Source organism: Thioclava sp. GXIMD4215 (assembly GCF_045291555.1).
GTDB classification, from domain to species: Bacteria; Pseudomonadota; Alphaproteobacteria; order Rhodobacterales; family Rhodobacteraceae; genus Thioclava; species Thioclava litoralis.
The window spans coordinates 2081904-2107855 of record NZ_CP149515.1 but is presented as its reverse complement, the minus strand read 5'-3'; the positions used below and the strand labels follow the sequence as shown (position 1 = coordinate 2107855).

At 57.7% G+C, this 25952-nt stretch carries 19 protein-coding genes and 1 pseudogene; 8 read left to right on the top strand and 12 right to left on the bottom strand.

Translation table 11 applies throughout. From position 1 onward, the window contains the following. The first annotated feature begins 16 nt into the window (after positions 1 to 16). Together gltB and mtgA are read left to right on the top strand one after the other, a co-directional pair. Positions 17 to 4555 carry a glutamate synthase large subunit gene (gene gltB, locus WDB86_RS10380; protein WP_406735860.1) on the top strand — a complete coding sequence of 1513 codons (4539 nt, stop codon included), beginning with the start codon at positions 17 to 19 and terminating at the stop codon, positions 4553 to 4555. Between the two features lie 146 nt (positions 4556 to 4701). Next, entirely contained in the window at positions 4702 to 5442 is a 741-nt protein-coding gene (gene mtgA / locus WDB86_RS10375; protein ID WP_339108520.1) for a monofunctional biosynthetic peptidoglycan transglycosylase, read from the top strand. Here the strand turns inward: mtgA and WDB86_RS10370 are convergent, their stop codons facing one another. Genes WDB86_RS10370 through WDB86_RS10360 form a run of 3 tightly spaced genes read right to left on the bottom strand, consistent with a single transcriptional unit; the run spans position 5443 to position 8659 of the window. Beyond that, on the bottom strand, positions 5443 to 6600 hold the full coding sequence (locus WDB86_RS10370; RefSeq protein WP_406737040.1) for a class I SAM-dependent methyltransferase: 1158 nt from the start codon (positions 6598 to 6600) through the stop codon (positions 5443 to 5445). It lies immediately after the preceding gene. Continuing rightward, positions 6600 to 7343 carry a DUF1365 domain-containing protein gene (locus WDB86_RS10365; protein WP_406735859.1) on the bottom strand — a complete coding sequence of 248 codons (744 nt, stop codon included), beginning with the start codon at positions 7341 to 7343 and terminating at the stop codon, positions 6600 to 6602. The genes WDB86_RS10370 and WDB86_RS10365 overlap by 1 nt, the downstream gene beginning before the upstream one ends. Next, a complete protein-coding gene (locus WDB86_RS10360; RefSeq protein ID WP_406735858.1) occupies positions 7340 to 8659 on the bottom strand; it encodes an NAD(P)/FAD-dependent oxidoreductase in 1320 nt (439 codons plus the stop codon). Before WDB86_RS10360 ends, WDB86_RS10365 begins: the two co-directional genes overlap by 4 nt. A 230-nt stretch (positions 8660 to 8889) precedes the next feature. Here WDB86_RS10360 and WDB86_RS10355 point away from each other — a divergent pair, with 230 nt between their 5' ends. Further along, the gene (locus WDB86_RS10355) at positions 8890 to 9450 is read left to right on the top strand and encodes a hypothetical protein (protein WP_406735857.1); all 561 of its coding nucleotides are present in this window, start codon (positions 8890 to 8892) and stop codon (positions 9448 to 9450) included. A gap of 10 nt (positions 9451 to 9460) precedes the next feature. Here WDB86_RS10355 and kdsA read toward each other — a convergent pair whose 3' ends face one another. Together kdsA and WDB86_RS10345 are read right to left on the bottom strand one after the other, a co-directional pair. Continuing rightward, the gene (gene kdsA, locus WDB86_RS10350; protein ID WP_339109454.1) at positions 9461 to 10291 is read right to left on the bottom strand and encodes a 3-deoxy-8-phosphooctulonate synthase; all 831 of its coding nucleotides are present in this window, start codon (positions 10289 to 10291) and stop codon (positions 9461 to 9463) included. A gap of 24 nt (positions 10292 to 10315) precedes the next feature. Beyond that, entirely contained in the window at positions 10316 to 11281 is a 966-nt protein-coding gene (locus WDB86_RS10345) for a KpsF/GutQ family sugar-phosphate isomerase (protein WP_339108524.1), read from the bottom strand. 156 nt (positions 11282 to 11437) lie between these two features. On the opposite strand from WDB86_RS10345, the gene WDB86_RS10340 reads away from it, so the two are divergent. After that, the gene (locus WDB86_RS10340) at positions 11438 to 12463 is read left to right on the top strand and encodes a DUF2793 domain-containing protein (RefSeq protein ID WP_406721485.1); all 1026 of its coding nucleotides are present in this window, start codon (positions 11438 to 11440) and stop codon (positions 12461 to 12463) included. A gap of 209 nt (positions 12464 to 12672) precedes the next feature. Next, positions 12673 to 14421 (top strand): sugar phosphorylase, encoded by a 1749-nt coding sequence (locus tag WDB86_RS10335; protein WP_339108526.1) that lies wholly within the window; start codon positions 12673 to 12675, stop codon positions 14419 to 14421. Positions 14422 to 14472: 51 nt separating this feature from the next. Here WDB86_RS10335 and WDB86_RS10330 read toward each other — a convergent pair whose 3' ends face one another. From WDB86_RS10330 to WDB86_RS10320, 3 genes and pseudogenes are all read right to left on the bottom strand, one after another. Further along, positions 14473 to 15699, bottom strand: a complete 1227-nt coding sequence (locus WDB86_RS10330; protein ID WP_339108527.1) for a glycosyl transferase — start codon at positions 15697 to 15699, stop codon at positions 14473 to 14475. Further along, on the bottom strand, positions 15700 to 16476 hold the full coding sequence (locus WDB86_RS10325) for an HAD-IIB family hydrolase (protein WP_406735856.1): 777 nt from the start codon (positions 16474 to 16476) through the stop codon (positions 15700 to 15702). 452 nt (positions 16477 to 16928) lie between these two features. After that, positions 16929 to 17078: pseudogene (locus WDB86_RS10320) on the bottom strand (IS3 family transposase); the annotation flags it as partial. A gap of 335 nt (positions 17079 to 17413) precedes the next feature. On the opposite strand from WDB86_RS10320, the gene WDB86_RS10315 reads away from it, so the two are divergent. From WDB86_RS10315 to WDB86_RS10305, 3 genes are read left to right on the top strand one after another with little or no spacing between them, the layout of a single operon-like run. Then, positions 17414 to 18376 carry a DUF4123 domain-containing protein gene (locus WDB86_RS10315; protein ID WP_406721488.1) on the top strand — a complete coding sequence of 321 codons (963 nt, stop codon included), beginning with the start codon at positions 17414 to 17416 and terminating at the stop codon, positions 18374 to 18376. Beyond that, on the top strand, positions 18369 to 21143 hold the full coding sequence (locus WDB86_RS10310) for a toxin VasX (RefSeq protein WP_406735855.1): 2775 nt from the start codon (positions 18369 to 18371) through the stop codon (positions 21141 to 21143). Before WDB86_RS10315 ends, WDB86_RS10310 begins: the two co-directional genes overlap by 8 nt. Continuing rightward, positions 21140 to 22090, top strand: coding sequence for a hypothetical protein (locus WDB86_RS10305; RefSeq protein ID WP_406735854.1), 951 nt, complete (start codon positions 21140 to 21142; stop codon positions 22088 to 22090). Before WDB86_RS10310 ends, WDB86_RS10305 begins: the two co-directional genes overlap by 4 nt. A 419-nt stretch (positions 22091 to 22509) precedes the next feature. On the opposite strand, the gene WDB86_RS10300 is transcribed toward WDB86_RS10305, so the two are convergent. From WDB86_RS10300 to WDB86_RS10285, 4 genes are read right to left on the bottom strand one after another with little or no spacing between them, the layout of a single operon-like run. Then, positions 22510 to 22935, bottom strand: a complete 426-nt coding sequence (locus tag WDB86_RS10300) for a hypothetical protein (protein WP_406735853.1) — start codon at positions 22933 to 22935, stop codon at positions 22510 to 22512. Beyond that, complete coding sequence (locus WDB86_RS10295; protein ID WP_406735852.1) at positions 22932 to 24431, bottom strand: hypothetical protein; 1500 nt, start codon at positions 24429 to 24431, stop codon at positions 22932 to 22934. Before WDB86_RS10295 ends, WDB86_RS10300 begins: the two co-directional genes overlap by 4 nt. A gap of 6 nt (positions 24432 to 24437) precedes the next feature. Then, positions 24438 to 24815, bottom strand: coding sequence for a hypothetical protein (locus WDB86_RS10290; protein ID WP_406735851.1), 378 nt, complete (start codon positions 24813 to 24815; stop codon positions 24438 to 24440). After that, positions 24799 to 25857, bottom strand: coding sequence for a DUF4123 domain-containing protein (locus WDB86_RS10285; RefSeq protein WP_406735850.1), 1059 nt, complete (start codon positions 25855 to 25857; stop codon positions 24799 to 24801). Before WDB86_RS10285 ends, WDB86_RS10290 begins: the two co-directional genes overlap by 17 nt. Positions 25858 to 25952: the final 95 nt, after the last annotated feature.

The window sequence follows — 25952 nt, the reverse complement described above, 5'->3', positions numbered from 1 at the left end:
CCCAAGGAGGCATGACATGACCAAATATGATGAAGCCTGGGTTGCCCGCGAGGAAGCCAAGCGTGAATGGATGTCGGCAAACTCGCTCTACAAGGCGGATGACGAGAAGTCGTCCTGCGGTGTGGGGCTTGTTGTCTCGATCGACGGGAAAGCCTCGCGTCGCGTCGTGGAAAACGGCATTGATGCGCTGAAAGCGATCTGGCACCGCGGTGCGGTGGATGCCGACGGCAAGACCGGCGACGGCGCGGGTATCCATGTGCAGATCCCTGCCCCCTTCTTCCACGACCAGATCCGCCGCACCGGCCACGAGCCGGATATGGACAAGCGTATCGCCGTGGGTCAGGTCTTCCTGCCGCGCACCGATTTCGGCGCGCAGGAAAACTGCCGGACCATCGTGGAATCCGAAGTTCTGCGCATGGGCCACTATATCTATGGCTGGCGCCACGTGCCGGTCGCGACCTCTTGTCTGGGGGACAAAGCCAACGCCACCCGCCCGGAGATCGAACAGATCCTGATCCGTAACGAGAAGGATATCGACGAGGAGCAGTTCGAGCGCGAGCTTTACATCATCCGTCGCCGGATCGAGAAAGCGGCCATCGCGGCGCAACTGAAGGGCCTGTATATCTGCTCGCTCTCGACCCGTTCGATCATCTATAAAGGCATGATGCTGGCCGAGCAGGTTGCGGAATTCTATCCCGACCTGAAGGACGAGCGTTTCGAGTCGTCCTTCGCGATCTACCACCAGCGCTATTCCACCAACACCTTCCCCGAATGGTGGCTGGCACAGCCCTTCCGGATGCTCGCGCATAACGGCGAGATCAACACGATCAAGGGCAATATCAACTGGATGAAGTCGCACGAGATCCGCATGGCCTCGGCGACCTTCGGCGATATGGCCGAAGACATCAAACCGGTGATCCCCGCTGCCGCCTCCGACTCGGGCGCGCTGGATTCGGTGTTCGAACTGATGGTCCGTTCGGGCCGGATCGCACCGATGGTGAAAACCATGCTGGTGCCCGAAGCCTGGTCCAAGGCCACCGACGAAATGCCGCAGGCATGGCAGGATATGTATGGCTATTGCAACGCCGTGATGGAGCCGTGGGACGGCCCTGCCGCCCTTGCGATGACCGATGGCCGCTGGGTCTGTGGCGGGCTTGACCGCAACGGCCTGCGCCCGCTGCGCTATGTGGTGACCGGTGACGGCATGCTGATCGCAGGCTCCGAGGTGGGCATGGTGCCGACCGACGAGGCCAATGTCATCGAGAAAGGCGCGCTTGGTCCGGGGCAGATGATTGCCGTCGATATGGCCGAGGGCAAGCTGTATCACGACACCGATATCAAGGACAAACTGGCCGCCTCGCGCCCCTTCGGCGAGTGGGTGGACAAGGTCACCGACCTGTCCGAATTGATGCGCGACCTACCCGAGGCCGCCAAATATACCGGTGCGGAACTGCGCAAACGCCAGATGTCGGCGGGCTATACCGTTGAGGACATCGAACAGATCCTCAGCCCGATGGCCGAGGATGGCAAGGAAGCCATTGCCTCGATGGGCGATGACACGCCGCCTGCCGTTCTGTCCAAGAAATACCGCCCGCTGAGCCATTTCTTCCGCCAGAACTTCTCTCAGGTCACCAACCCGCCGATCGACAGCCTGCGTGAAAACCGCGTGATGTCGCTGAAGACGCGCTTCGGGAACCTCAAGAACGTGCTGGACGAAGACAGCGCCCAGACCGAGATCCTTATTCTTGATACGCCCTTCATCGCGAATGAAGAGTTCAACAAGATGGCCGAGATCTTCGGCGAGCATATCTCGATCATCGACTGTACCTTCCCCGCTGGCGCGGATCAGGAAGCGCTGCGCGACGGTCTGGCCCGTATCCGTAACGAGGCCGAAGACGCCGTGCGTTCGGGCGCAGGCCATATCGTCCTGACCGACGAGAACCAGTCCGAAGACAAGATCGCGATGCCGATGATCCTGGCGACCTCGGCTGTGCATAGCTGGCTGACCCGTAAGGGCCTACGGACCTTCTGCTCGATCAATGTCCGTTCGGCTGAATGTATGGACCCGCATTACTTCGCGGTGCTGGTGGGCGCCGGTGCAACCACCGTCAACGCCTATCTGGCCGAAGACACCATTGCCGACCGGATCGACCGCGGGCTGATCGAAGGCACTCTGCTGGAGGCAGTGCGCAAATATCGCGATGCGGTGGATGCGGGCCTGCTGAAAATCATGGCGAAGATGGGGATTTCGGTGATTTCCTCCTATCGCGGTGGTCTGAACTTCGAGGCGGTGGGTCTGTCGCGCGCCATGGTGGCCGAATATTTCCCGGGCATGCATTCGCGCATTTCGGGCATCGGTCTGCACGGCATCCAGCACAAGCTCGAGGAGGTCCATAAGCTGGGCTGGCTGGGTGGTCAGGATGTCCTGCCGATTGGCGGTTTCTACAAATCGCGCCGCTCGGGCGAGACCCACGCATGGGGCGCACAGGGCATGCATATGCTGCAAGCCGCCTGTGACCGCGCCAGCTATGACTTGTGGAAACAGTATAGCGCCATGATGCGGGCCAATCCGCCGATCCATATCCGCGATCTTCTGGACGTGAAGCCTTTGGGCAAGCCCGTGCCGATCGAGGAAGTGGAATCGATCACCTCGATCCGTAAGCGTTTCGTGACGCCGGGCATGTCGCTGGGGGCGCTGTCGCCCGAGGCGCATAAGCTGCTGAACGTCGCGATGAACCGTATCGGTGCGAAATCCGACAGCGGTGAGGGCGGGGAAGATCCGGCACACTTCGTGCCCGAACCCAATGGCGACAATCCGTCCGCCAAGATCAAGCAGGTGGCCTCGGGTCGTTTCGGTGTGACCGCCGAATACCTCAACCACTGCGAAGAGCTTGAGATCAAGGTAGCCCAAGGGGCGAAACCGGGTGAGGGTGGCCAGCTGCCGGGCATGAAGGTCACCGACCTGATCGCGCGTCTGCGTCACTCGACCAAGGGCGTCACGCTGATCTCGCCGCCGCCGCACCACGATATCTACTCGATCGAGGATCTGGCGCAGCTGATCTACGATCTCAAGCAGATCAACCCGCGCTGCAAGGTGACGGTGAAGCTGGTGGCGTCTTCGGGCGTTGGCACGATTGCCGCCGGTGTGGCCAAGGCAAAAGCCGATATCATCCTTGTGTCCGGCCATAATGGCGGCACGGGAGCGTCTCCGGCGACCTCGATCAAATTCGCGGGTCTGCCGTGGGAGATGGGTCTGACCGAGGCGCATCAGGTTCTGGCGATGAACAACCTGCGGGGCCGCGTCACGCTGCGCACCGATGGTGGTCTGCGCACGGGTCGTGACATCGTCATGGCCGCGATGATGGGTGCCGAGGAATATGGTATCGGTACTGCGGCCCTGATCGCGATGGGCTGTATCATGGTGCGTCAGTGCCAGTCGAACACCTGCCCCGTCGGCGTCTGCACGCAGGATGCCGAACTGCGCAAGAAGTTCACCGGCTCGGCAGATAAGGTCGTCAACCTGATCACCTTCTATGCGCAGGAAGTCCGCGAGATCCTTGCCTCGATCGGTGCGCGTTCGCTGGACGAGATCATCGGTCGTGCGGATCTGCTGACGCAGGTCTCGCGTGGGTCGGCGCATCTGGATGACCTTGATCTCAACCCGCTGCTGCTGACCGTGGATGGCTGGGACAAGATCGTCTACGACCGTTCGAAGCCGCGCAACTATGTGCCCGATACGCTGGATGCCGAAATCATCCGCGATGGCGCGCGCTTCTTCGACGAAGGCGAGAAGATGCAGCTGTCCTATGCCGTGCGCAACACGCACCGCACCATCGGGACGCGCGCCTCGAGCCACATCGTGCAGAACTTCGGCATGCGCAACGCGCTGCAGCCCGACCATCTGACGGTGAAGCTGACGGGGTCTGCCGGTCAGTCGCTGGGGGCCTTTGCGGCGCCTGGTCTGAAGATCGAGGTCTCGGGCGATGCGAATGACTATGTCGGCAAGGGCCTGTCGGGCGGTATCATCGTGGTGCGTCCGCCGATGATCTCGCCGCTGAAGGCCTCCGAGAACACCATCATCGGCAATACCGTGCTCTATGGTGCAACCGATGGCTACCTGTTTGCGGCAGGCCGCGCGGGCGAGCGTTTCGCCGTGCGGAACTCGGGTGCGCGGGTGGTGATCGAGGGCTGTGGCACCAATGGTTGTGAATATATGACCGGCGGTGTGGCGGTGATCCTCGGTTCGATCGGCGCGAATTTCGGCGCGGGGATGACGGGCGGGATGGCCTATCTTTACGATCCGGACGGCGTGGCCGAGAACCTCGTCAATCCGGAATCTCTGGTGACCTGTGGTCTGGGCCATAACCATTGGGAAGCGCAGGTGAAGGGGCTGATCGAACGCCATGTCGAAGAAACCCGTTCGGTCAAAGCCACCGAGATCCTGCAGAACTGGGAGACGGAGCGCCTGAACTTCCTGCAGGTCTGCCCGAAAGAGATGCTGCGTCACCTGCCCTATCCGCTGTCGGACGAGCCCGAAGCGGTTCCGGCAGAGTAACTCAGGATCAGATTGACAAGGCGGGGCCATCGGCCCCGCTTTTTTATGCGAATTTCATGTGGACAACTGCGGCCACGGGGCTGCATTTACGTTTGTTTCGTGGCAGAAGGCTTGACCTGTTCGCAGGCTCAGGGACTTATGGCGACATGGCGAAACCGAAAAGCTCCAGATCGAAACCTTCCAAGCCGGCCCCGAAGCGGCCCGCGCTTTATGACCCTGCTCTGGCATGGCTGCGCAAGCACGTCCTGAGGGCGGTTCTGGTATTGTTGGCCGCCGTGCTGGCGATTGTGGTGCTGTATAAGTTCATCAACCCGCCAACAACGATCACGATGATCAGCGAAGGCCGTCGCTTGGGCGGGGTCGATCACGAATGGACCTCGATGGACGATATCGCCCCCGTCGTGGCGCGGTCGGTCGTGGCTGCCGAAGATGCCAATTTCTGCCGCCATTGGGGCTTTGACATGGGCGCGATCCGCAAGGTGATCGACGAAGGCTCCTCGCGCGGGGCCTCGACCATCAGCCAGCAGACCGCCAAGAACGTCTTCCTCTGGCAGGGCCGGTCATGGCCGCGCAAGGCGCTGGAAGCCGCCCTCACGCCCGCCATCGAATTCATCTGGAACAAGCGCCGGATTCTCGAGGTCTATCTGAATGTGGCGGAGTTCGACGAAGGCGTCTTCGGCATCAATGCCGCCGCCTTCCGCTATTTCCGTACCACGCCAGACAAGCTGACCGCCCGTCAGGCCGCCCTACTGGCCGCCGTGCTGCCCAACCCCAAAGAACGCAATGCCGCACGACCCTCGGCCTTTGTGTCGCGTCGCGCCAATGCCATCATGGACGGGGCCGCCACGATCAAACGCGACGGTCGCGCAAGCTGCTTTGAACGCTGATCAGATACGGGCCATCTGCACCTGAAGCACATTGCATTGCTGGGTGCGGAAAGCCGCCGCGCAGGCCTCAAGGTAATAGTGCCAGCCACGCAGGAACTCCTGCCCATAGCCCAGCTCTGCGGCCTTGGTCGTGCGCGCCTTCAGCCGTTCGGACCAGAGGCGGCAGGTCTGGGCGTAATCCTCGCCAAAGGCAAAGACCTCCTGCACCTTCATGCCTGCTTTGGCCGCCTGTTCGCGGATCTTGCCATCCGACAGTAGCATGCCCCCCGGAAAGGCATATTGGCGGATGTAATCCGAGCTGGCCTGATATTTCGGGAAATAGGCATCGGACACGGTGATCGCCTGAATCATCGCACGCCCCCCGTCGTTCAGACGGTCACGGATGGTGCCGAAATAGATGGGCCAGTATTTCTCGCCCACGGCTTCGATCATCTCGATCGAGACGATATTGTCGAAGCGCCCCTCGGTCTTGCGGTAATCCTGCAGCTTGATGTCTGCGCGCCCGTCCAGACGCGCATCGGCATAGCCTTTCTGCGAGGGCGAGATGGTGATGCCCGTCACATGACGTCCGCTCTCGGCAGCGCGTTCGGCAAAATGCCCCCAGCCACAGCCGATCTCGAGCACGCTCTCGCCGCTGCCCAATCCTTGCAGGATGCGGTCCAGCTTACGGTTCTGGGCGCGGGCCAGATCGCTGTCGTCGGCGGTAAACAGCGCCGAGGAATAGCTCATGCCCTCATCCAGCCAGAGCTGGTAGAATTCATTGCCCACATCGTAATGGGCACGGATATTGCGCGAGGCCCCCTTCACCGAGTTGGCCCGCACGATCCGGTCGATCAGCCGGAACTTAAGGTTCTGCCACGGGCTGGCAAAGGCGTAATGTTCCAGCGCGTTGAAATTCAGCAGAGCCACCGTCAGCAGGTTCTCGATAGAGCCGGTGTCCCACAGACCCGCGACATAGGTCTCGCCCAGACCGATATCCCCGCGCGAGGCAATCGCCGCCACCACGGACCAGTCATGCAGCACAAGGTCTGCCTCCGGCGCGCCCTGACCGAAGCGGTGGATGTCGCCTTCGGGGGTGCGCAGAGTCAGACTGCCTTGGGTGATCGCCTGACAGCTATCCAGAAAGTCACGGCGCAAACGGTTCGAGAGAAAGGGCATCATCGGCTCAGGTCTTCCTTTGGTGGGGCGGGTCTATCGCGATAGCGCGCGCCTTTCAGTTTCAGTCGCAGCGCCTGCCAATAGATCAGCGCCATGATGCGTACGGGCGCCCAAGGGCGACGCAGCACCGCCTGCAGGATGCGGCGGTTGGTCAGAGCCATGCGCGGGGCGCGATAGGTGGCAATCAGCCCCTCGCCGCCATTGCGGAAATCAATCCGGATCACCGCATGCTTGGCCGTGATCGCATATTGAAAATGATAGCCCCCGCCGATGTCCTGAAAAGGGGAAACATGGAAGATCTTGCGCGCTTCCAACACATGATCCGGCAGAATGGGCGAAAAATCATCATGTGCACAAAGATAGTTATGTCTGTCACCAAAGGTGTTGTTGACCTCGGCAATCACTGCCAGCAGCATTTCTTCGCGAAAGGCCATCCAGAAGCAAACCGGATTGAAGGCCCGCCCGAGGACGCGCGGCTGCGCCATCAACCGCAGGCTATACCCTCCTGTCAGCCCCGCGCGGGTCAGCATCCGCCGCGCCCAAGCGGCCCCCTCGCCCGCCCCGCGGATACCGCCGTGATCACGGTCGAAAAACGCGAAAAGATTGAGCCGGTTATGAGAGAAGAAGGACGGTCCGGTCGGGTGTTCGGGGTCGAGACACAGGTAGTCGACCGGATAGCGGAAGCGATGATCAATGGCCCCGCGGCGCACATGCACCGTTTCGCCGGGAAGATAGTCGATCATGCCACCGCCCCGAAACCATCCATCTGCGACGCATCGGCCAGGGGCAGAAGCCTCCGCGCAACCCGCATGGCCGATGCGATGCCATCCTCGTGGAACCCGTGCCGCAACCAAGCGCCAGCAAACCACGTATTGCGCGCGCCCTGCCGTGCGGCAATGCCTGCCTGCGCCCGTAGGGCGGCGCGGTCAAACACCGGATGCGCGAATGTGGCGCTGTCATAGACCCTGCGCTCGTCGAGTTCGAATTGCGGATTGAGGCTAACAAAAAGCGGATCCTCCTCGGGGATCTGCTGCAAACGGTTCATCCAGTAGCTGACCCCCAATCTGGTCTCTGCCTGCCGGTGATCGGCCTGATAGACCCAAGACGACCAGCAGGCACGGCGCTTGGGCATGGCCACTGGATCCGCGTGCAGCACCATCTCGTTCGGACGATAGCGGATGGCCGACAGAAGCGCCTGCTCTTCCGGATCGGCATCCGCCAGAAGGCGCAGCGCCTGATCCGAATGGCAGGCCATCACCACATGATCGAAAGTTTCCGGCAGCGCCCCTGCACAGTTGACCGTCACCCCACCTGCGTGACGCTTGACCGAAGCAACACCGCTTTGAAGGCGCAGCGCGACACCGCGCTGCCGCAAGGCCTGTTCAAGGCGTGCGACATATTGTGCGGATCCTCCTTTCACCGTCCACCACTGGTGCTGACCGGTGGCCGAAAGCAATGCGTGGTTTTCGAAGAACCGGATCAGAGAGCGCGCCGGAAACATGCCGATTTCCTGTGACGGCGTCGACCAGATCGCCCCCGAGATCGGCAGAAGATAATAGTCGCGGAACCATTGTCCGAGCCCCATTTGCGCGATCAGTTCGTCCACCGTCAGGTCTTCGCGCATCGCGACCTCTGCCGCCCGCGCGTTGAAGGCCAGAATATCGCGCACCATCCGCAGGAAACCGGGCCGCAGGAGATTGCGCCGCTGCGCTGTCAGGCCACGCAGATCACGCAGCGCATATTCGATCCTGCCAGCGTCGATCGTGGCACCGAAACTCATGTCGGACCGGATCACCGGCACCTCAAGATCGTGAAAAAGGCGCGTCAGGTGCGGGTAGTTGGCATAGTTGAAAACGATAAACCCGGTATCAACCGGCTGTTGCCCCGAGCGCCCCGCAAACACGGTGCGCGCATGCCCGCCTAACCGCGCCTCGGCCTCATACAGGGTGACATCATAGCGCGGGTTGAGCATCCACGCCGCCGACAGGCCCGAGATCCCGCCCCCGATAATAGCGATACGCGGCCTTATCTGGGGATTCGCAGATACATCTAAAGACATGGGGGCTCCGGTCTGTTGCAGCTTCGCGAGAAGATACGTTTCATGAACCACGGAAGTTTCAGCCCCGTCGCATTTTTCTTTTGAAAATTTTTATGGCCGGAAGAAGCCCCTGCAGACAATACTTTATCAAATTTACTTATCTCAGATCAACCTGAGCGTGCTTTGTAAGTATTTCATCAACCTATAATGCAAATGATGACGTTACGGAATGAATGCTTGGGAGAGACACTATGGACAGCCAAGTTGAGACCTCAGTAGCGATAGACCCTTCCGGCACAGGCTCCCCCAATCTGGGCGGCCTCATCGGGCTTTTCCAAGCCGAGCTCGGCCATACGGGCGAGGCACAGTTTACAATGGGCACCTATTTCACGGTGCCGACCGCCGTCAGCATCGACTATCCGGATGCCATCCAGATCGAGCAGCCGATCGTGATCGACGATCTTGCCGAAGCACCGATCAGTGCAGCGGAAATGATGTTGATGATGGAAGCGGGCGACGAATTCTATACCGCCGATTACGCGGCCCTTCTGGAAGATGGCGGGGATAGTCTTGTGGACGGGCACAGCTATGCTGCGGGCGCGGAAGAGGCCCTACAGGATGCCGATGCGCTGGGGTTCGACTGGGCGGCAGGCGCCGTGGCCGACGATACGACCGCAGAGCCGAGCTATGTGGATATGGAAAGTGCGGCCTATACCATGCCGGATTATGCTGATGCACCAGCCCATTACGAAGAAGCTGCCCTGGATTTCGAAAGCATGGACAGCTTCATCTTTTTCGAACACGAAGGTTAAGGGGCTGGCGTTACAGCCCCTTACGCAGCCGGTCAAAGCCGGAAAGCTCTTCGATCAGACCGGCCATCTGGCTGATCGGAATCATATTCGGCCCGTCCGAAGGTGCATTATCGGGGTCCTGATGGGTCTCGATGAACAGGGCCGCAACGCCGACGGCACAGGCCGCGCGGGCCAGAACCGGCGCGAATTCCCGCTGCCCGCCCGAGGTCGTGCCTTGCCCGCCCGGCTGCTGCACCGAATGGGTGGCATCGAAGACCACCGGATAACCGGTGCGCGCCATGATCGGCAGACCGCGGAAGTCGGTCACCAGCGTGTTATAACCAAAAGACGTTCCACGGTCGCAAAGCAGAATGCGTTCGTTCCCCGTGGACGCGACTTTCTTGGCGACATTCTCCATCTCCCAAGGGGCAAGAAACTGCCCCTTTTTCACATTCACCGCGCGACCGGTTTCGCCCGCCGCCAGAAGCAGATCGGTCTGACGGCATAGGAAGGCAGGGATTTGCAGCACGTCCACGGCCTCGCCTACCGGCTGGCACTGGCGTGCATCATGCACATCGGTGATCACAGGACAGCCGAATTCGTCGCGGATCTTGGACAGGATGCTCAGCCCCTCATCCATGCCGATACCGCGCTGGGTGCTGATCGACGACCGGTTGGCCTTGTCATAACTGCCCTTGAAGACGAATTTCGTGCCGGTTTTGGCACAGGCTTCCGCAATCTTTTCCGCCATCATCCGGCTATGATCGAGGCTTTCCAGCTGACAGGGCCCCGCGATCAGCGCAAAAGGAGTGTTCCCGCCAATCTGGATATCACCGATGGTGACGATTTTTTCTACGCTCATCATTCGTCCCTTCCGACCAATGGCTTACATCACGCCGCCGCGCAGGAAGTCATGCACATGCAGAACCCCCACCGGCTTTTCATCCTCGACCACCAGAAGCACCGAGATCTTCTTCTGATTTAGGATCGCCAGCCCCTCGGCTGCAAGAGTGTCGGGCGCAATCGTGACCGGCGACCGGTTGGCCACCTTCGCCGCATCGGACTGCATCAGCCCGTCCATATTGCGCCGCAAATCCCCGTCCGAGATCACGCCGAACAATTTGCCATCTTTCATCACGATCGCAATACCGAAGCCCTTCGCGCTCATCTCGACAAGCACGTCCGACATCGGGGCCGTCCAGTCGACGAACGGCAAAGAGGCACCGCTATGCATCATTTCCGACACGCGGCGCATCTGCGCGCCCAGCTTGCCGCCCGGATGGAAAATGCCGAAATCGGTATCCTTGAAACCGCGCACTTCCATCAGTGCCACGGCCAGCGCATCCCCCAAGGCCAGCGTCAGCGTGGTCGAGGTGGTGGGGGCCATGCCCATCGGGCAAGCCTCGGGCAGCTTCGGCAATGTCAGCTTGTAATCCGCCGCCCGCATCAACGTACTGTCGGGGTTCGACGAAATCGCGATCAGCGGGATCGAGAACCGTTGGGTATGATAGATCATATCGCGCAGTTCCGACGTCTCGCCGGAATTCGAGATCAGCAGGCAGATATCGGCCTCGGTGACCATGCCCAGATCCCCGTGGCTTGCCTCGGCGGCATGCACGAAAAACGAGGGCGTGCCGGTCGAAGCCAGAGTTGCGGCGATCTTGCGCCCGATATGCCCCGATTTCCCGATCCCGCAGACGATCACCCGCCCCTCAACCTGCATGATCCGTTCCAGCGCAGGCACGAAATCGGCGGGCATCGCGTCGCAGAGATGGCGCAGCGCATCGGCTTCGATTGTCAGAACCTGCCGTGCAGCCGCAAGGATTTCGGATGCGCTTTTGAGTTGGGCCATCGGGCACTCCGCAGTCAGTTTCGCGCCGTTCCTACCACGCAGCTTAACCGATAGCCACATACCAAAGCGCAACACCCCTGCGCACGGCGCCATAAAGAACGGCTCACCTTTTGGCGCGTAAGCTTCGGCAACGCATTCCGGCATGTGAGGACCCCGATGACCGATAGTTCCGCCAATCTCGACCTGCCTTTTATCCAGGCATCCCAAGCACAAAAACATGTCACCCATAACGAAGCCATCGATATTCTGGATACGCTGGTGCAACTGTCTGTCCAAAGCAGAACAACCGCGACCCCACCCGCGACCCCGTCCGCCGGTCACCGCTACATCCTGCCGCAAGGGGCCGCAGGCGCATGGGCGGGCCATGACGGGGCGGTGGTGCAATGGGGCGGCGAGGCATGGCGCATCTACCCGCCCAAGACCGGCTGGCAGGCCTATATCGCGGATGAGGCGCAATCGGTTATCTGGACCGGCACTCACTGGGCGGGGCTGCTTTCCGGCGCACTCGAAGTCGAGCGTCTGGGGGTGAATAGCGCGGCCGACGAGACCAATCGTCTGGCCGTTGCCTCGGACGCAACGCTGCTGACCCATGCGGGCACCAGCCACCAGTTGAAGATCAACAAGGCCCTGCCCGAGAACACCGCCAGTCTGGTGTTCCAGACCGGCTGGTCGGGCCGCGCCGAGATGGGATGCGCAGGCAATGACGATTTCGCCGTCAAGGTCAGTGCCGATGGCGCAAGCTGGACCACGGCGCTGTCGCTCAGCGCGGCCACCGGCCTTGCCATGATGCCGCAAGGGGCCGAAATCAACGGCCCGCTCAGCGGCACGGCCATTCTGGGCAGCGTGTCACAGACGGCGGGGGCGCTGTTCGAACGCGGTGAAACAGGTGACGGGGCCTATTTCAAACTGGCCAACGGCGTCCTGCTCTGCCTGTCGCCGGATCTTGCCGTAGGCGCCATCTCGACTGCGGCTGGCAGCCTGTTCCAGTCGGCAGCCCTTGTCTGGACCTTCCCTGCCGCCTTTGCCGCCCCTCCTACGGTCACAGGGGCCTTGGGCATTGCGGGCACATGGATGGGGAACGGCCCCACCGCCGCCACGAATTGCAGTGTCACCGCATTGTCATACCAATCGGTTACAGATGGGGGTGCAATCAGAATAACGGCCCTCGGCCGCTGGTTTTAAGCACCTATTCCTTTTTGACTACCGCTCCGGGCCTTCGGAGCGGTTTTTCTTTTGGGCCGATGCTTCCGGCCCGTTGCCCATTTTTTAATCACATCTTCCCTGCAAGAACCGGAGCAATGGGGGTGGATGCTGGACCTCTGCCGCTTGCCTGCCCTAGGATCATGAGGAACAACGGTTTTTCCTGCCATCTTCCGGAGCACCACCCGCGTATGTCCAAGCCCACCGGTTCCCTAAGCGCCCGCCTCGCCGAGCTTCTTGCGCAAGTCTATCCCGATTTCGATCCCGATATCATGGCAAGTCAGGTGATCGATGCGTTCTGGCCCGAGGGCACGCATCGGCGCAAACGCCCCCGTGTGCCGGGAAACAATCTGTGGACACAGGCGGATGCGGTTCTGATCACCTATGGCGATTCCATCACCGACGGGTCGCACAAGCCGCTGGATCTGCTCAACGACTTCCTGCTGAGCTACATGAAGGGCGTGGTGAACGGCGTCCATATCCTGCCCTTTTTTCCCTATACCTCGGATGACGGTTTTGCGGTGACCGATTATCGCAAGGTGAATTCGGCCTTGGGCGACTGGCCCGATATCAGCCGGATCGGGGCCGAGTTCCACCTGATGTCGGATCTGGTGCTCAACCATGTGTCAAGTCAGGGCGTGTGGTTCAATGCCTACCGGCAGGGGCAGCCGCCATTCGACAGGTTCTTCTTTGAAGCCCGCCCCTCGGATGACCTCAGCCAAGTGACCCGCCCGCGCACCACGCCGCTTCTGCAACCCGTGGATACGCCCGAGGGCAAGCGCTATGTCTGGTGCACCTTCAGCCATGATCAGGTCGATCTGGATTTCCGCAACCCCGAGGTCCTGCTGGAGATCCTGCGCATCATCCGCCTGCATGTGGATGCGGGCGTGCAGATCCTGCGGCTGGATGCCGTGGCCTTCCTGTGGAAGGAGGTCGGCACCAATTGTATCCACCTGCCGCAGACCCATGCGATTATCCAGCTGATGCGGCTTTTGTGCGACTATGCCGCCGAGAACGTCATCCTGCTGACCGAAACCAACGTCCCCAAGGCCGAGAATCTCAGCTATTTCGGCGACCGTGACGAGGCGCATGCCGTCTATAACTTCCCGCTGCCACCGCTGATCCTGCATGCGATGATGTCGGGCACCGCGCGCTATCTGCTGGAATGGCAGCGCACCATGCCGCCCGCGCCCTTGGGCTGCGCCTATCTCAATTTCACCGCCAGCCATGACGGCATCGGCATGCGCCCTGCCGAAGGGGTGCTACCCGAGACCGAGAAGGCAAAGGTCATCGACACGATCCGCGAGATTGGCGGCCTTGTCTCCATGCGCTCGCTTCCCGATGGCACCGAAAGCCCCTACGAGCTGAATTGCGGCTTCTTCGATGCGATGAGCCGCACCTTCAAGGGCGAGGACGACCTGCATATCCGCCGCTTCCTGTGTTCGCAGACCATCGTGATGTCGCTGGAGGGGATCCCTGCGTTCTACATTCATTCTCTTCTGGCAACGCCGAATGATATCGAGGCCGTCGAGCGGCGCGGCATGAACCGCGCCATCAACCGCCACAAGTGGTTCTACCCCGAATTGCGCGCCAAGCTGGCCGATCATGAAACCAATCAAAGCCGCGTGCTGGCCGCGCTGTCCGAACGCCTGCGCCTGCGGGCTCGTCAGCCTGCACTGCACCCGAATGCGACGCAGTTCACCCTGCATCTCGATCCCCGTTTGTTCGGCATCTGGCGGCAGTCGCTGGATCGGGCACAATCGATCTTTGCCATCCATAATGTCAGCGACGAAGAGGTCACGGTGAATGCCAGCGACCTCAATCTGATCGACGGGCAGCGCTGGTTCGACATTCTCTCGGGCGAGATCATCGATGGCGGCCCCGAAACCAAGGTCCTCATGGCCCCCTATCAGTGCCGCTGGATCACCAACCGCAGCTGACAGGCAGGCCGGGCCACGCGCCCGGCACTGTCGCGACGTTCCGGCAGGCCCTCAGGCGGGGGCAAACTCCGCCTCGTCCTCGGCCACGGCCCGATGGAAATCGGCGATAAAGTTGGGATCGGCGGCATGGACGCGGTTCCATGTGGGGATGAAGGGGCGCTCTTCGGGATTTTCCAGAAACACCTGCCCAGCGCGCACGATGTTTTCCGCGAAAAGTTCGATCTGCTGCTCTTCGGCATGCCGGTCGACCTTCAGCCCGTTCATCTTGGCATCGTTGTAATAGGCTTCCAACAGATCAAGCGCACGGCGGTAATAGGTGGCCTTGAGCGTGCGGAACGTGTTGTTGGTGAAGACCGTGCCATCGGCGGCCAGTTTGCGATAAAGCGCCTTGCAGATATCGGTGGACATGCGGTTGAGGCCCGCCGTCGCATCCTCGGGGCTGGTTTCCTGATGCTTGTGGTCATAGTCATCGGCAATCTCGACCTGACAGATCATGCCCCTCCCCAGATTGCGCCATGCCTCGGACAGCACGCCGATCTCCAGCCCCCAATCCGAAGGGATACGCAGATCGGGCAGCATCTGCGTGCGCATCGCGAATTCGCCCGACAGGATATACCGGAAGGCCCGCAGGTAATCGAGATAATCGCGGTCCCCCACCACCCGCTTCAGCGCGATCAGGATCGGGCTGACCAGCAGCCGCGTCACCCGCCCGTTCAGCTTGCCGCCCCCGATACGGGCATAATAGCCTTTGGACAGCTGATAGGGGAAGGACGGGTTTGCCACCGGATAGACCAGCCGGTCGAGCATCTCGCGCTGATAGGTCACGATGTCACAATCATGGATCGCCATCACCGCGCTATCGGCACAGCCGATCAGATAGCCGATACAGCCCCAGACATTCTTGCCCTTGCCCGGCTCTTGCGGGGCCAGCCCCAGATGATCCAGCCGCTCATACAGCGCCTTCATCCGCGGGCTGTCATTCCAGATCACGGTGGTCTTCTGCGGCAGCCCCGCAAAGAAACTGCGCGCATGGCGGTATTGTGCCTCATCGGCGCGGTCGAGCCCGATGATCACACGGTTCAGGTAAGACACCTTGGACAGCTCGGCCACGATATTGGCCAGTGCCGGACCTTCCAGCTCGGAATACAGGCTGGGCAGGATCAGTGAAATCTTGCGGCTCTGTGCATAGGACTCGATCTCATAGACCAGCTCCTCGTTCGAGCGGCTCCGCAGATTATGAAAATGGGTGATGTTCCCGTTTTGTTGGAAATCGGCCATTTAGCCCTCCTCTTTCTCATATTCGGCAAGAATCGCCAGAATGGCGCTGTTCCACCCTTCCGGACCCTGCGCCATGCTGCGCCTGATCCGTCCGGTCTCTTCTCCTGCAAGGCAGGGCAGCCCCGTGCCATGATCATTGCGGATAATGATCCCGATATCCGCCGCCTCCAGCATCTCGCGGTCATTTGGCGCATCGCCCAGCGCAATCGTCAGATCGGGCCGATAGCGGTCTATCACCGCCTGCATCTGGCCCGCCTTGGTGCCGCCAAAGGACAAGGTCAGATACCGACCGCCCCGCTTTGCCTGAACACCGCCTCGGGACAAAGCGGAAACAAAAGCCGCTTCCTGTTCCTTGCTGCCCGTCCAGACGCCCGGCTCTGAAAAGGCGCGCGCCTTTGCTTGGACCGCCTGGGCATCGCTCAACCCTGTCGACCGGGCCACTTCGGCCACACTCATATCCCCGAACCCTTTGAAGAGCCTCCGCAGATCCTCGGGCACCGCCTCAAGGGCCGCGCGCAATCGCGCATAAACGGTGCTATCCTTGCGCATCTGGTCAGGCCTCACCAAAGCGGCGCCATTTTCCACGATCATCGGCATATCACCCAGCTCCAGCGCCCGATGCAGCACCGCCATTTCCTGCGCGGTCTTTGAGCTGGCCATAACAATAACCGCGCCCCGCATTTTCAGAGCCGCAATCGCGGGAAGAGCGGCAGCATAGCTATAGGTTTCATGATCCAGCAACGTGCCGTCGAGATCCGTGAAAACCAAAACCTTCATGCGCTACCCTTATGTTTTTTATAAGTGTATCCGCTGAGCGTCACAGTTCAATGCATTGACAGGTCATAAAATCTCCGGCCTGACAGAAATTCCAGAACGCCGTTTTTTTACTCAGATGGCACCGTTGTTTTTTGACCGCCCCCACCGTTGGAGCAATTCCAAACGCCGCTTCTATCGCTTTTTCCTCCGGCCGAAGCCCCTCTTTTTCCGCTGGCGGTCAAAGCTGCAAAAATTGATAAGGATACTCTCAAAGACCCGAGCATCCGTTCAGGAAGTGGTTCGTCAATGCTGCGAACCACACCCAAATTGAAACGGTTTGCATACACTTCCCTTACTGGCAGAAGACTCGCTGATCTCCAACTTTACTGTGCAATTTTCTGGGCCTAGCGATTTCCAAAATGGCCACCAGCACCTCCCGTGTGATTTCATCGACAATGTTGAGCATGCGGTAACCGACGTCGCTTGCCTGCGATCTCCTGCATCTCTTTGCGGATCTCGGCACAGTCAGGCGGGCGTTCACGCCGGACTGTCTTTGGATCGACACCGATGACAAGCCTGCAGGCCCGGCGCTGCGAGATGTCATGATCCCGCATCACCCGAACGTCGACTAATTATGGATAGATCGTCCCTATCTATAAATTTACTCGGCTCGGGCATCGACGCCGCACAGTTTCCTCACGCTATTTAATCGTTCATCATCAATGAAATACCCGAGGAACGAGAATAACGTCAGCTTGCCTATAACGCGCGGCCTGAGGCTCAGAATTAAAGACAGAAGCAAAATTATCATATACGAGCCGCAAATGACTCCCACGGTTCCGCCCCGCATAAAATCAAGGAACTTCAGCGACCCGGGTTCCATTTCGCGGCCTTTTCCATTATCGCAACTCGCAGGATTCTTATGCTTGTTCCCGTCCGAATTTAAGTACATCTAATAATGCAGATAAAAGACTATGTAGAATTTCAGACGCGTCGGGGCGTTCACCCGCTTGACAGACAGTTTGCTTGCAGCGAGCCCAAGTCAGCGCCTAGCATCCTTTTGCAAAACCTCTTCAAGGACGAAGCCTCAGTTTATATTGTCCTTGATGCCTCGAAATTCGTGCAGGGCCGTGAAGTACTGGAGCAGACCAACGGTGAATACCGCTGTCTGTTTGCCGGGGAGACCGCTGAGGATCTCGAAGATCTCTCTCCCTATCTTGTACGCGTAGCCTCTGATGATCCACTTCTGCGCCTTCTCACAACCTATGATCCTGCTTTATCGCCGGACTGGACAACAAAACATGCGCAACACCGGGAAGCAGCAATATTCATTCGAAGCTTCGCAGGATTTGAGGCCCTGTGGGCGCATCTGCGACATTTTTTGCGCGTGCGTGATGCGAAAGGCCAATGGTATTTTTTCAGGTTCTGGGAACCGCGTTTCAACAAGGCACTGGCGCGTTCAGGAGTAAGCTATGGAAGTCTCAGCTACAGGCTTTTTAGCAAAGACAAGCTTGATGCCCTCATCAGCTATATCGAAGACGAAGTCGTTGTTGCCACAGCGCAAGCCATAAGCGATTCAACCCCAATTCGCATAACTGAGTCTGACTTTCAGGTGCTTCGCATCATGCGAGCATCTTATTTTCTTGAACGTATCAAACAATCCTTTCGTGACGATGACGAGATCTGGTCTGAAGAATATCTCGATGACAACATAGAGAAAATATATTGTGTCGCACTGGAGCGCGGCTATCGGATCGAAGCTGCCAACTATCTGTTCATGCGAGCATCCTACCGACTGGCACAATTTGGTCTGACCATAGATCACTACGAAAACCTTGTTGATCCCGAGCGTATCCAATCGCCTCTTATCCGCGCAAAAGCGATTTGGGCGAACGTGGAAAAGGATTTTTTACATGCCTAAACCGCCGTTCTCTGAAACGACCGAAACGGAGCAATTATCGGCAAATTGTGATCCGACAATTATTCCAATTTTTCCTGTCCGCTTCGCACTGACCTTGGATGCCTTGTCCAAAATGCTGGACAAAGGTAGCGCAACGCCCCCAACGCCAAGCTCTATTGATGATCTGGCCGCACATGAACTGCTGCGCATCCGGCAAGGCTTTTTCTACACATGGGACGGCACCTATTTTCAGATATTCCGATTCCAGACGGTGCAGGGCGATGCCAATAGTGCAGATTATTCGCCCAAGGCCGATGTCGCGCCCAAAGGGAGCTATGTTTTTAGCAAGTATGAATTTCAGGACGAAAACGGTGATAAAAAAGATAGCCCCGAGGGTACCAATTGGAAGCTATTGAACGAAACCTATCCCTACGCTTTCGTACCCAAGGATACTCCTGTCGTCTGGGTGGCTTATAGCGAAAACCCTTGGCCTTCGAAGGTCTTTTTTGACATCCCGCACAATACCGATACGCGCGATACGTTGATGACGCGCCTTGATCTTGCCTCGCGCAGTGGCCCGTTTTCTGCACCAATTACAGAATTGGCAAAACGCGTTTCGGGTTTCCGGCGTAGCTCAGAGACAGGTGGAGACGCGGGTTTAGATGACGCGAATGTCGTTCGCATGACCACAACGAGATCCGAAACGCCATCCTTTGTGGTGAGTTGTATCAATACTGCTGAGAAAGGCGTTCTCGCTGCCATTCATGACCCGATAGGTGAGCTGCAAGACATCTGTGGGCTTATCTCGACACAGGTCATGACCCAGCAGAATTTCGTTGCGCAACACCAGTATCCCTTGGTCATCGGGAAAGCCGTAAAAAGTTATCAAGAGCAAGAAAAAGTCTCGAGTGAATCTGGATGGATAAAAAAGGCGCCACTTTCGCAGGAATTCGACAGTAGATATCAAGACCTGTTCGAAAAGTCAGAAGCTTTCGGCCCTATAATCTTCCGCCTTGCCTTTCATTGGCTTCGAAAGCTCATTCAAAATGATACCGGCAGTTTCATGTCGCAGTATTCGACGATGGTCAAACTCTGCGGTCGGTACAGTGCGACAGCGCATCCGAATGATCACCGTGAACTGGTGGCTGCCTGTAATATGTTCTTTGCCAGTGCAAAAGCGGGCGAAGCCAATTGCAGCGAACTGTCTCTTGTTGCCGCATCTGTGTTCAATGATCTCGCGAAGTTACCCAAGGGCGATACGGCTGATGGAGGGTTATTGAAGGCCGCACAAAGTAACGTCAGCAAGATACTTTCCTTCACTAAGTCACTGGTCTCCACGACGGGTAAAGTTAAGAACAACTTCTGGCCCGCGCTAAACGCCGTTATTGTGGTCTATGGCAATGAAATGGTTGAAGCTTGCTTCACTGGGTCCGAGACAAATGCGACGCGCGTGCTGGCCACCCAGATGTTCAGAAAAGAAGTAACCTTCCAGAAGGCGACCGAACTGAGATCGACGTTTCAGGAATTGCTGACGGCGGATGGTTACACGGCTCCAAAGCTCGTTGACCAGACCTACTCTTTTGGGCGTGCCACGGATATCTTTGATAGCGCCGAAAACCAAATTCTTGGCGATCTTTTTGTCCAACGTTGGCCCGCCGATGGAGAACTCGGAGCGGTCGAGTTCCGCGTAAATGTCACTGTAGAAGTTGACAGCAACTACAAGAGATTTGCCAGTCAGGTTGGCAAATTTGATACCGCTGCAAACGGGCTTGGGCTGCTTGCGTCTCTTCTTTCTCTCCATGGAACCATCAAGACATGGGGCGCAAACAGCTATGGCGACAAGAGCGACGTCGGCGCGCTAGTAAACAGTAGTACCGGCAAGTTCATCTCCGGTTTTTCGTCAGCTTACGGATCTGTGTATTCGCTTAACTCCGCACGAAAAGCTGTGCCAGGCATGGCAGCATCGAAGAAACTGGCTGGTCTTCTGTTCAAGGAAAACCCTTGGATGAAGACCTATGCGATGGTACGAGAGGGCCAATTTGGCAATATTGCAAAATCCGTTCGCATCGGACCGCTGGCGGCCAAGGCAACCGGCGTCGTTGGTATCGTGTTTTCGGGCTTCTTGTCATACGAAGGTATTAAACGTGAAGACTACGCTATGGCCATTGGGAATGGCATGGCCGTCGTGGGCGGGGTTGCTCTTTTGTTCGTGGCAACTGGCCCCATTGCCCTGATTGCAATCGGTGTGATCTTCGTTGGCGGTGTGATCTCCATGATGGCAGATAGCGATATCGAGACTTGGGTCCGGCAAGGTTTTTGGGGCACGCATAGTGAATATTGGGGAACTGCGCGACCTAGTTTGGATGATCAGACCATTCAAGCTAGAGTTCTCGCCAAACCAGAAGCCCAAGCTTATGAAAATATGAAATTTTACTACGATCAAGAACTCCAACGGTATCTCGATATGAATGCCAGCGTCAAAATCGTTGATACTTTGCCTAATGACGGGCAAATCGAAATCAAGGTATCCAAACTTGAAAGCAATGCACAAATAGGAAAACTGCAGGTAGAGGTCGTGAACCTCTTTACCGGCCCGCATTTTAGTGAATTAACGAGAAGCGTTGACCATAGGGTCGCATTCCAATCCGCAGGCACCGCCGTCGTCACGCTACCCCGTAGCGCATATATTGGTGCGAAAAGCAAACTTCGTATTACAGCCAACTATGACGATGTGAATGCGGGATCTCCGAGCGATACGCGAACATTTACGCATGAGAGTATCTGGTGATGGATCAACTGATATGTGAAGAATTGGAAGTCAATACGGATCGCAGACTTTGGAACCGTTTGGCTCGTAGTGCGAAATTGGTCTCACCGACGGTGCTTGAGGTTCCCGATCTCTTCCGTCAAAGGCTTCGCTTCATTCTGACAGCTTTTTCATTATTTATGTTCGGAGTCGTTGGCTACGATCAGTATTCAACTGGAACCAATCTACTAAGTGATTTCAAGGATGATATTGAATTCGTCTATTTTTTGGAAGACGCGTTAAAGATAAACTACGAACGTTCGAAATCCGTGAGAGAAACGCTTGGGGAACCTGTTCCCACCATCGAAGAATACGTCCAAGACTTTGAAAAGTGGAAACCTTTCTGGGTGCGCTTCCGAAGCAGCCTCATCCCTACTTTTTTGATGATGCTCTTTGTCTTCGGTGGCCTACTAATCTCTATATTCGCACCTATTGCCCTTCCAGTGCGCTTTGATCGCGAAATGCGGCTGGCATACACCAAGCGGGGACGCCACATCTATGTGGCGCGCATGGGCAAGGGTCGATACCTTCTAAAGGACGAGATCAAGCTTAGCACCGAAGATACGACGCCGATCCTCACCTATCACGGCGGTGGAGATCATGTGCTGGTCGTCGAGCTTTACCGATTGGACAAACCAGAGAAGAAAAAGAAGTTCCGTCTAGGGGCATATCCGTGCCCCTTGGGACCCGCGCAGGGGTATTACTTGGGTGGTCTCGTAAAAAACTTCTGCAAAGCGCCCCCAACAGAGCGCCCGGACCTCGAACGTTTGCACTTTGATGAGACATGGCTTGGTCAACTCTATCGGGATAAGGTCCTGCCTCTCGATTGGTTACGCTGGTGGCTTCGTCACGCATCGCTTATTCCAAGACGATTTAACAACAAAAAGCTGGACAAGACGCTTCTGGAATTCGCAACTCGGCCAGAGTGAGGGCGAGCAATTTATACTGGCCAGAGGAGGCCTCGAGGTTCGGAGATACTTGCTCAATCTTGCAGTCAGAAATCTGACCGCCGCGAAATCCATTACCTTAATGTTGGACCCATTAAAGCTTTTCGATTTTAACTTGAGACATATCCGGCAGCCTTGAAGTAGTTCCAGCATTCTGCCGGATCGTAGAGATCGCAGATTGCTCCGATTGCTTTGAATACCTCGGTGAAGCTTCTTGCCCCGAACCGTCGGCGCTCGTTGGCCAGGTCCCGCATGCTCGGCCAGGATACCGATGATCTGTTCGTCCGTGAATCTCGTTCGCTTCATTGTCCGTCCTCAGGTTCGGGCACCGTGCGGATCGAGGGCAAATGGGCGGTGCGCCACACCGACGAATGGTGGATGACGCCCTCAAGGGCTGTTGATTATCGCGCACCCCAAGGCGGCGGGTTGGCCTCGAAAGCGGCCATCCAGTCGACCCATTCGTCGAGATCTTCACCAAATTCTTCGCTGGAGATCCAGTGCAAGCGTTTCAGCAGTTGCGCGCGGGTTCTTTTCTCATGGTGCAATTCACCCTTACCCATAAGTTCAGAAACACGATCCACCCAGACGACATCATAAATCTTATCCGGGTCTTCCGGCATCATGTCATCCACAAGAAGGCGGATGATGGCGAAGGCTTCGTGGAGGTGGATCCCAATGCGGACCTCTCGTTCTATACCACTTTCGGCATCAAGTGCGTGCGTCATGGCAAGGATTTCGTCCCACGATTTTCCTTCGGTCTTCTTATTGTACAGTTTCTCCGCTGCATCCCAGATACGCTGAAAATAATAGAGATCATCTTTTTTCATTGGCCAGCCCGTCTCTTATTCCAATCAATGTAAGCTTTAGAATCTTCTAAGAACTCGTCGAGCATCGCTTGCAGTTTTTTTGCTTCCTCAGATGAGCCGTATTTTAACTCTTTTTCAATTCGCGGCCGAACCATGCGTTCGGTCCAAGCTCTTGCCGTCGTTTCAACAAAAACTTCTTCCTGATAATATGCGACTCTACCACGGGGATATGCCTTCCAATAGTCCTCGGCGCTGCCTTTGCCTGTAGAAACCCAGGCTTTCAGACGTTGCGCATGTATCAGTTCATGGCACACTTCGTTCATCGCAATGAACTCATTATATCCCCCGCGGCCCAAATTTCGCGGAGTGCCAATGGTGGACGTAATTCTCAACTCGCGATAGGCATTAAAGCTACTGGTTTCGCCCCCAAAGGTCACTTTCGCGATCAATGAGGCTTTGTCACGCGGTCGCAGTCCCATATGAGCATAAACACGGTCAACAAGTTTTTGGGCGTCTGCTGCGGATTTGACGCCATTTGGCAGGTGCAAGAAACCGGCCTCATGGGCTGCAAGGGCGGCGCGGCGTTCCTGGACTGCGATCTTTTCGGCCGTATTCATCCGCAGGCGCAGACGGGTCAGGCTTTCCCAATGCGGGGCGACGATTCGGCCCACGCCTTGGATATTCATAGCGATCCGCCCAGACGGCAGGGCCGCATAATGCGCGATGAATTGGCCGAAACGCGCGCCCTTCACGCCGACGATGGCGGTGCGGGCCGACGCCAGCGTGCGTTTGGATACCTCGGCGATGAAGTCGAGCTGCCGCGCGGCTTGCCCCACACGCCCGGCCTGCACCGCTTTGCCAGCATAGCCCAGAACGCCCGCGCCGCCCAAGCTCAGCCCCAGCATCGCAAAGGACCAATAGCGATTGAACGCGGCCTGATCATTTTGTTCAAGCACGCCGAATTTGTTCATCATGGCATAGGTGGCGTCACCCAGCCAGCCGGTGCTATGGGCGGCTTCATTTGGCGTGCGCCACATGTCGATGCCCTGCGTGATCGCCTCAAAGCCTGCGAGGGACAAAGCGCCGCCCGCCACCGTTCCCCAGCCCAGCGTGCCCGCGGTCAGTGCCACCCCGCCGATGAATTCCGCCGCGCCAAAGACGATATTCATCCCGCCCCAAGCGATGCGCGAACTCCAGTTGTCGGAAAATTCTTCGTCGGCGCTCGCCCCCGGAATGCCGGATCGCGCCATCCAATCGCCCATCACCGCATTCAGCCAATCCGCGCCCTCGGCATTGGTGGGCATCCGGTTGATGTAATCCTCGTCATCGCCAAGGAAGAAGTTGTTTACATCAATGTTTCGGTTGATGCGGGTGCTGAGGTAAATCGTGCCATTCGCAATATGCCAGTGTCGCATGGCATCCAGCTTGCGTTTCTCGCTGGCATAGGTGTCGCGCATCTTGTTTAGAAGCGCGTAATCTTCATTGGTTGCAACCGAACGGGTCTGCTTGCGAACCAACGCGCCTTAATCATCAAGCCATTTTTCTAGCGCGGCTTCGGCGGCGGTCGGGTTTTCCTCGAAAACAACCTTATAGCCTTGGGTTTCGATCAGGATGCTCAGAAGCTGGGCGCGTTCAGGGTATTTGCGCGCAAAGCAATCCATCAGCCCGTCAAGCGTCAGATAGGCGCCGTCATAGATGACTGGAAACACCTCATCCGACAGCGGATAGCTGTCGACATTGGCAAGGCCCAGATCAAGCTGGCTGTCTGCCGCCGATCCGACAAAAAGCCGATCCATCGCCACATTGCCGATTTGCTGCGGGATGAAAACATCTTCACCGGGACAGGTGCCGCCTTTCGTGCAATCATCATGGGGCAAGTAAAACTCAGACTCGGTGGCCATGGAAATTCCTAATATTATTGCCGAAAAGCGCCCTCATCTCGCGCGAGATCGCGATGAAGCGGGCCTCTGCGTCGGATGTCGTTGCGGAAATTTCTTGCTGAATGCGTGGAGAGGCCGTCTCAAAATCTCGGTTTAGCGCAAGCGTCCAATAGACAAAGCTGCCCAAGTGATAGCGGCTTTTGAAACCATGGGCGTGAAAATGCAGCGCCACACGGGCCGCCGTGTCGTGGGCTTTGCGCCGCGTTTCAGGGCGAAGGGTCTGCCCCGCGAAGAAACTATCGGCAAAGCGATGCGCGTGGTTGCGCAGCGCCAGAAAGCGCAGCACGGGCATGTCAAATTTGGTGCGGGGGCGGGTGTTGTGCCCACTGATACGGGTTGCCGTGCTGATCACGGCGTGGTCATTGCCGGCATGGATGTAGGATCGCACCAAGGGCCGTAACGGATCTTGCGCATCAAAACCAAAGATCGGGCGCAAATCACATTCCGCGCGGCCATCGGCATAGCGCAAATAGTCTATAAGACTGCCGTTGTCCCAAAACCGAAAGTAAAACCAGTTTCCAGCCTCATCGCATATGCGGGTGAATTTACGCAGATGCTGCCACAGCTGATCGAAGCTTGCGCTTGAGCGCAGATACAAGCCGGGCTGGTGATCCCACAAGTGCCACGGCGCGTTTGACCGGGTGAACAGACCAGTCGTGAATTTATTGCCGTCTTCCAGCCGCACCAGCCAAGGCGCAACCTCGCTCAGTTCCTCTGCCGTTTCCCCTTTGAACAAGCAGCGATGTTCAAGACCGGAGGTCGCCAGCATCTCTGGCAGGTTTTCGACCTTTCCCGCATCCAGAATGGCAAAGCATGGCATGGCGCTATCCTGCGCACCAAAAACCGCCGGATACAAAACATCCGGGACAGAACGCTTCGGATCGACCCCAAACTGCTTACCCAGCGGCTCTACCTTCGAAATATCCTCGATCTGAAGGACCAGAGGACGGTCCGCCGGTTGCACAGCAACATCTTCAATATCCAGCCAAAAATCTTCGCTCACATTGGCCTTACATAACAATACCTAAAATATGGCGGAGAGTATGCATCGCGACTGCTATCGGCGCAAGAAGCCAACGTAAACATCATAGTAAAAAA

Excerpts from the sequence above, each read along its gene's own strand:
- WDB86_RS10330 (WP_339108527.1), bottom strand. The coding sequence starts at position 15,699 with ATGGCCGATTTCCAACAAAACGGGAACATCACCCATTTTCATAATCTG.
- WDB86_RS10310 (WP_406735855.1), top strand. The coding sequence starts at position 18,369 with ATGCCTAAACCGCCGTTCTCTGAAACGACCGAAACGGAGCAATTATCG.
- WDB86_RS10370 (WP_406737040.1), bottom strand. The coding sequence starts at position 6,600 with ATGCCCTTTCTCTCGAACCGTTTGCGCCGTGACTTTCTGGATAGCTGT.
- WDB86_RS10340 (WP_406721485.1), top strand. The coding sequence starts at position 11,438 with ATGACCGATAGTTCCGCCAATCTCGACCTGCCTTTTATCCAGGCATCC.
- WDB86_RS10290 (WP_406735851.1), bottom strand. The coding sequence starts at position 24,815 with ATGGCCACCGAGTCTGAGTTTTACTTGCCCCATGATGATTGCACGAAA.
- WDB86_RS10365 (WP_406735859.1), bottom strand. The coding sequence starts at position 7,343 with ATGATCGACTATCTTCCCGGCGAAACGGTGCATGTGCGCCGCGGGGCC.
- WDB86_RS10360 (WP_406735858.1), bottom strand. The coding sequence starts at position 8,659 with ATGTCTTTAGATGTATCTGCGAATCCCCAGATAAGGCCGCGTATCGCT.
- kdsA (WP_339109454.1), bottom strand. The coding sequence starts at position 10,291 with ATGAGCGTAGAAAAAATCGTCACCATCGGTGATATCCAGATTGGCGGG.
- mtgA (WP_339108520.1), top strand. The coding sequence starts at position 4,702 with ATGGCGAAACCGAAAAGCTCCAGATCGAAACCTTCCAAGCCGGCCCCG.
- gltB (WP_406735860.1), top strand. The coding sequence starts at position 17 with ATGACCAAATATGATGAAGCCTGGGTTGCCCGCGAGGAAGCCAAGCGT.
- WDB86_RS10355 (WP_406735857.1), top strand. The coding sequence starts at position 8,890 with ATGGACAGCCAAGTTGAGACCTCAGTAGCGATAGACCCTTCCGGCACA.
- WDB86_RS10345 (WP_339108524.1), bottom strand. The coding sequence starts at position 11,281 with ATGGCCCAACTCAAAAGCGCATCCGAAATCCTTGCGGCTGCACGGCAG.
- WDB86_RS10325 (WP_406735856.1), bottom strand. The coding sequence starts at position 16,476 with ATGAAGGTTTTGGTTTTCACGGATCTCGACGGCACGTTGCTGGATCAT.
- WDB86_RS10300 (WP_406735853.1), bottom strand. The coding sequence starts at position 22,935 with ATGAAAAAAGATGATCTCTATTATTTTCAGCGTATCTGGGATGCAGCG.
- WDB86_RS10315 (WP_406721488.1), top strand. The coding sequence starts at position 17,414 with ATGCAGATAAAAGACTATGTAGAATTTCAGACGCGTCGGGGCGTTCAC.
- WDB86_RS10335 (WP_339108526.1), top strand. The coding sequence starts at position 12,673 with ATGTCCAAGCCCACCGGTTCCCTAAGCGCCCGCCTCGCCGAGCTTCTT.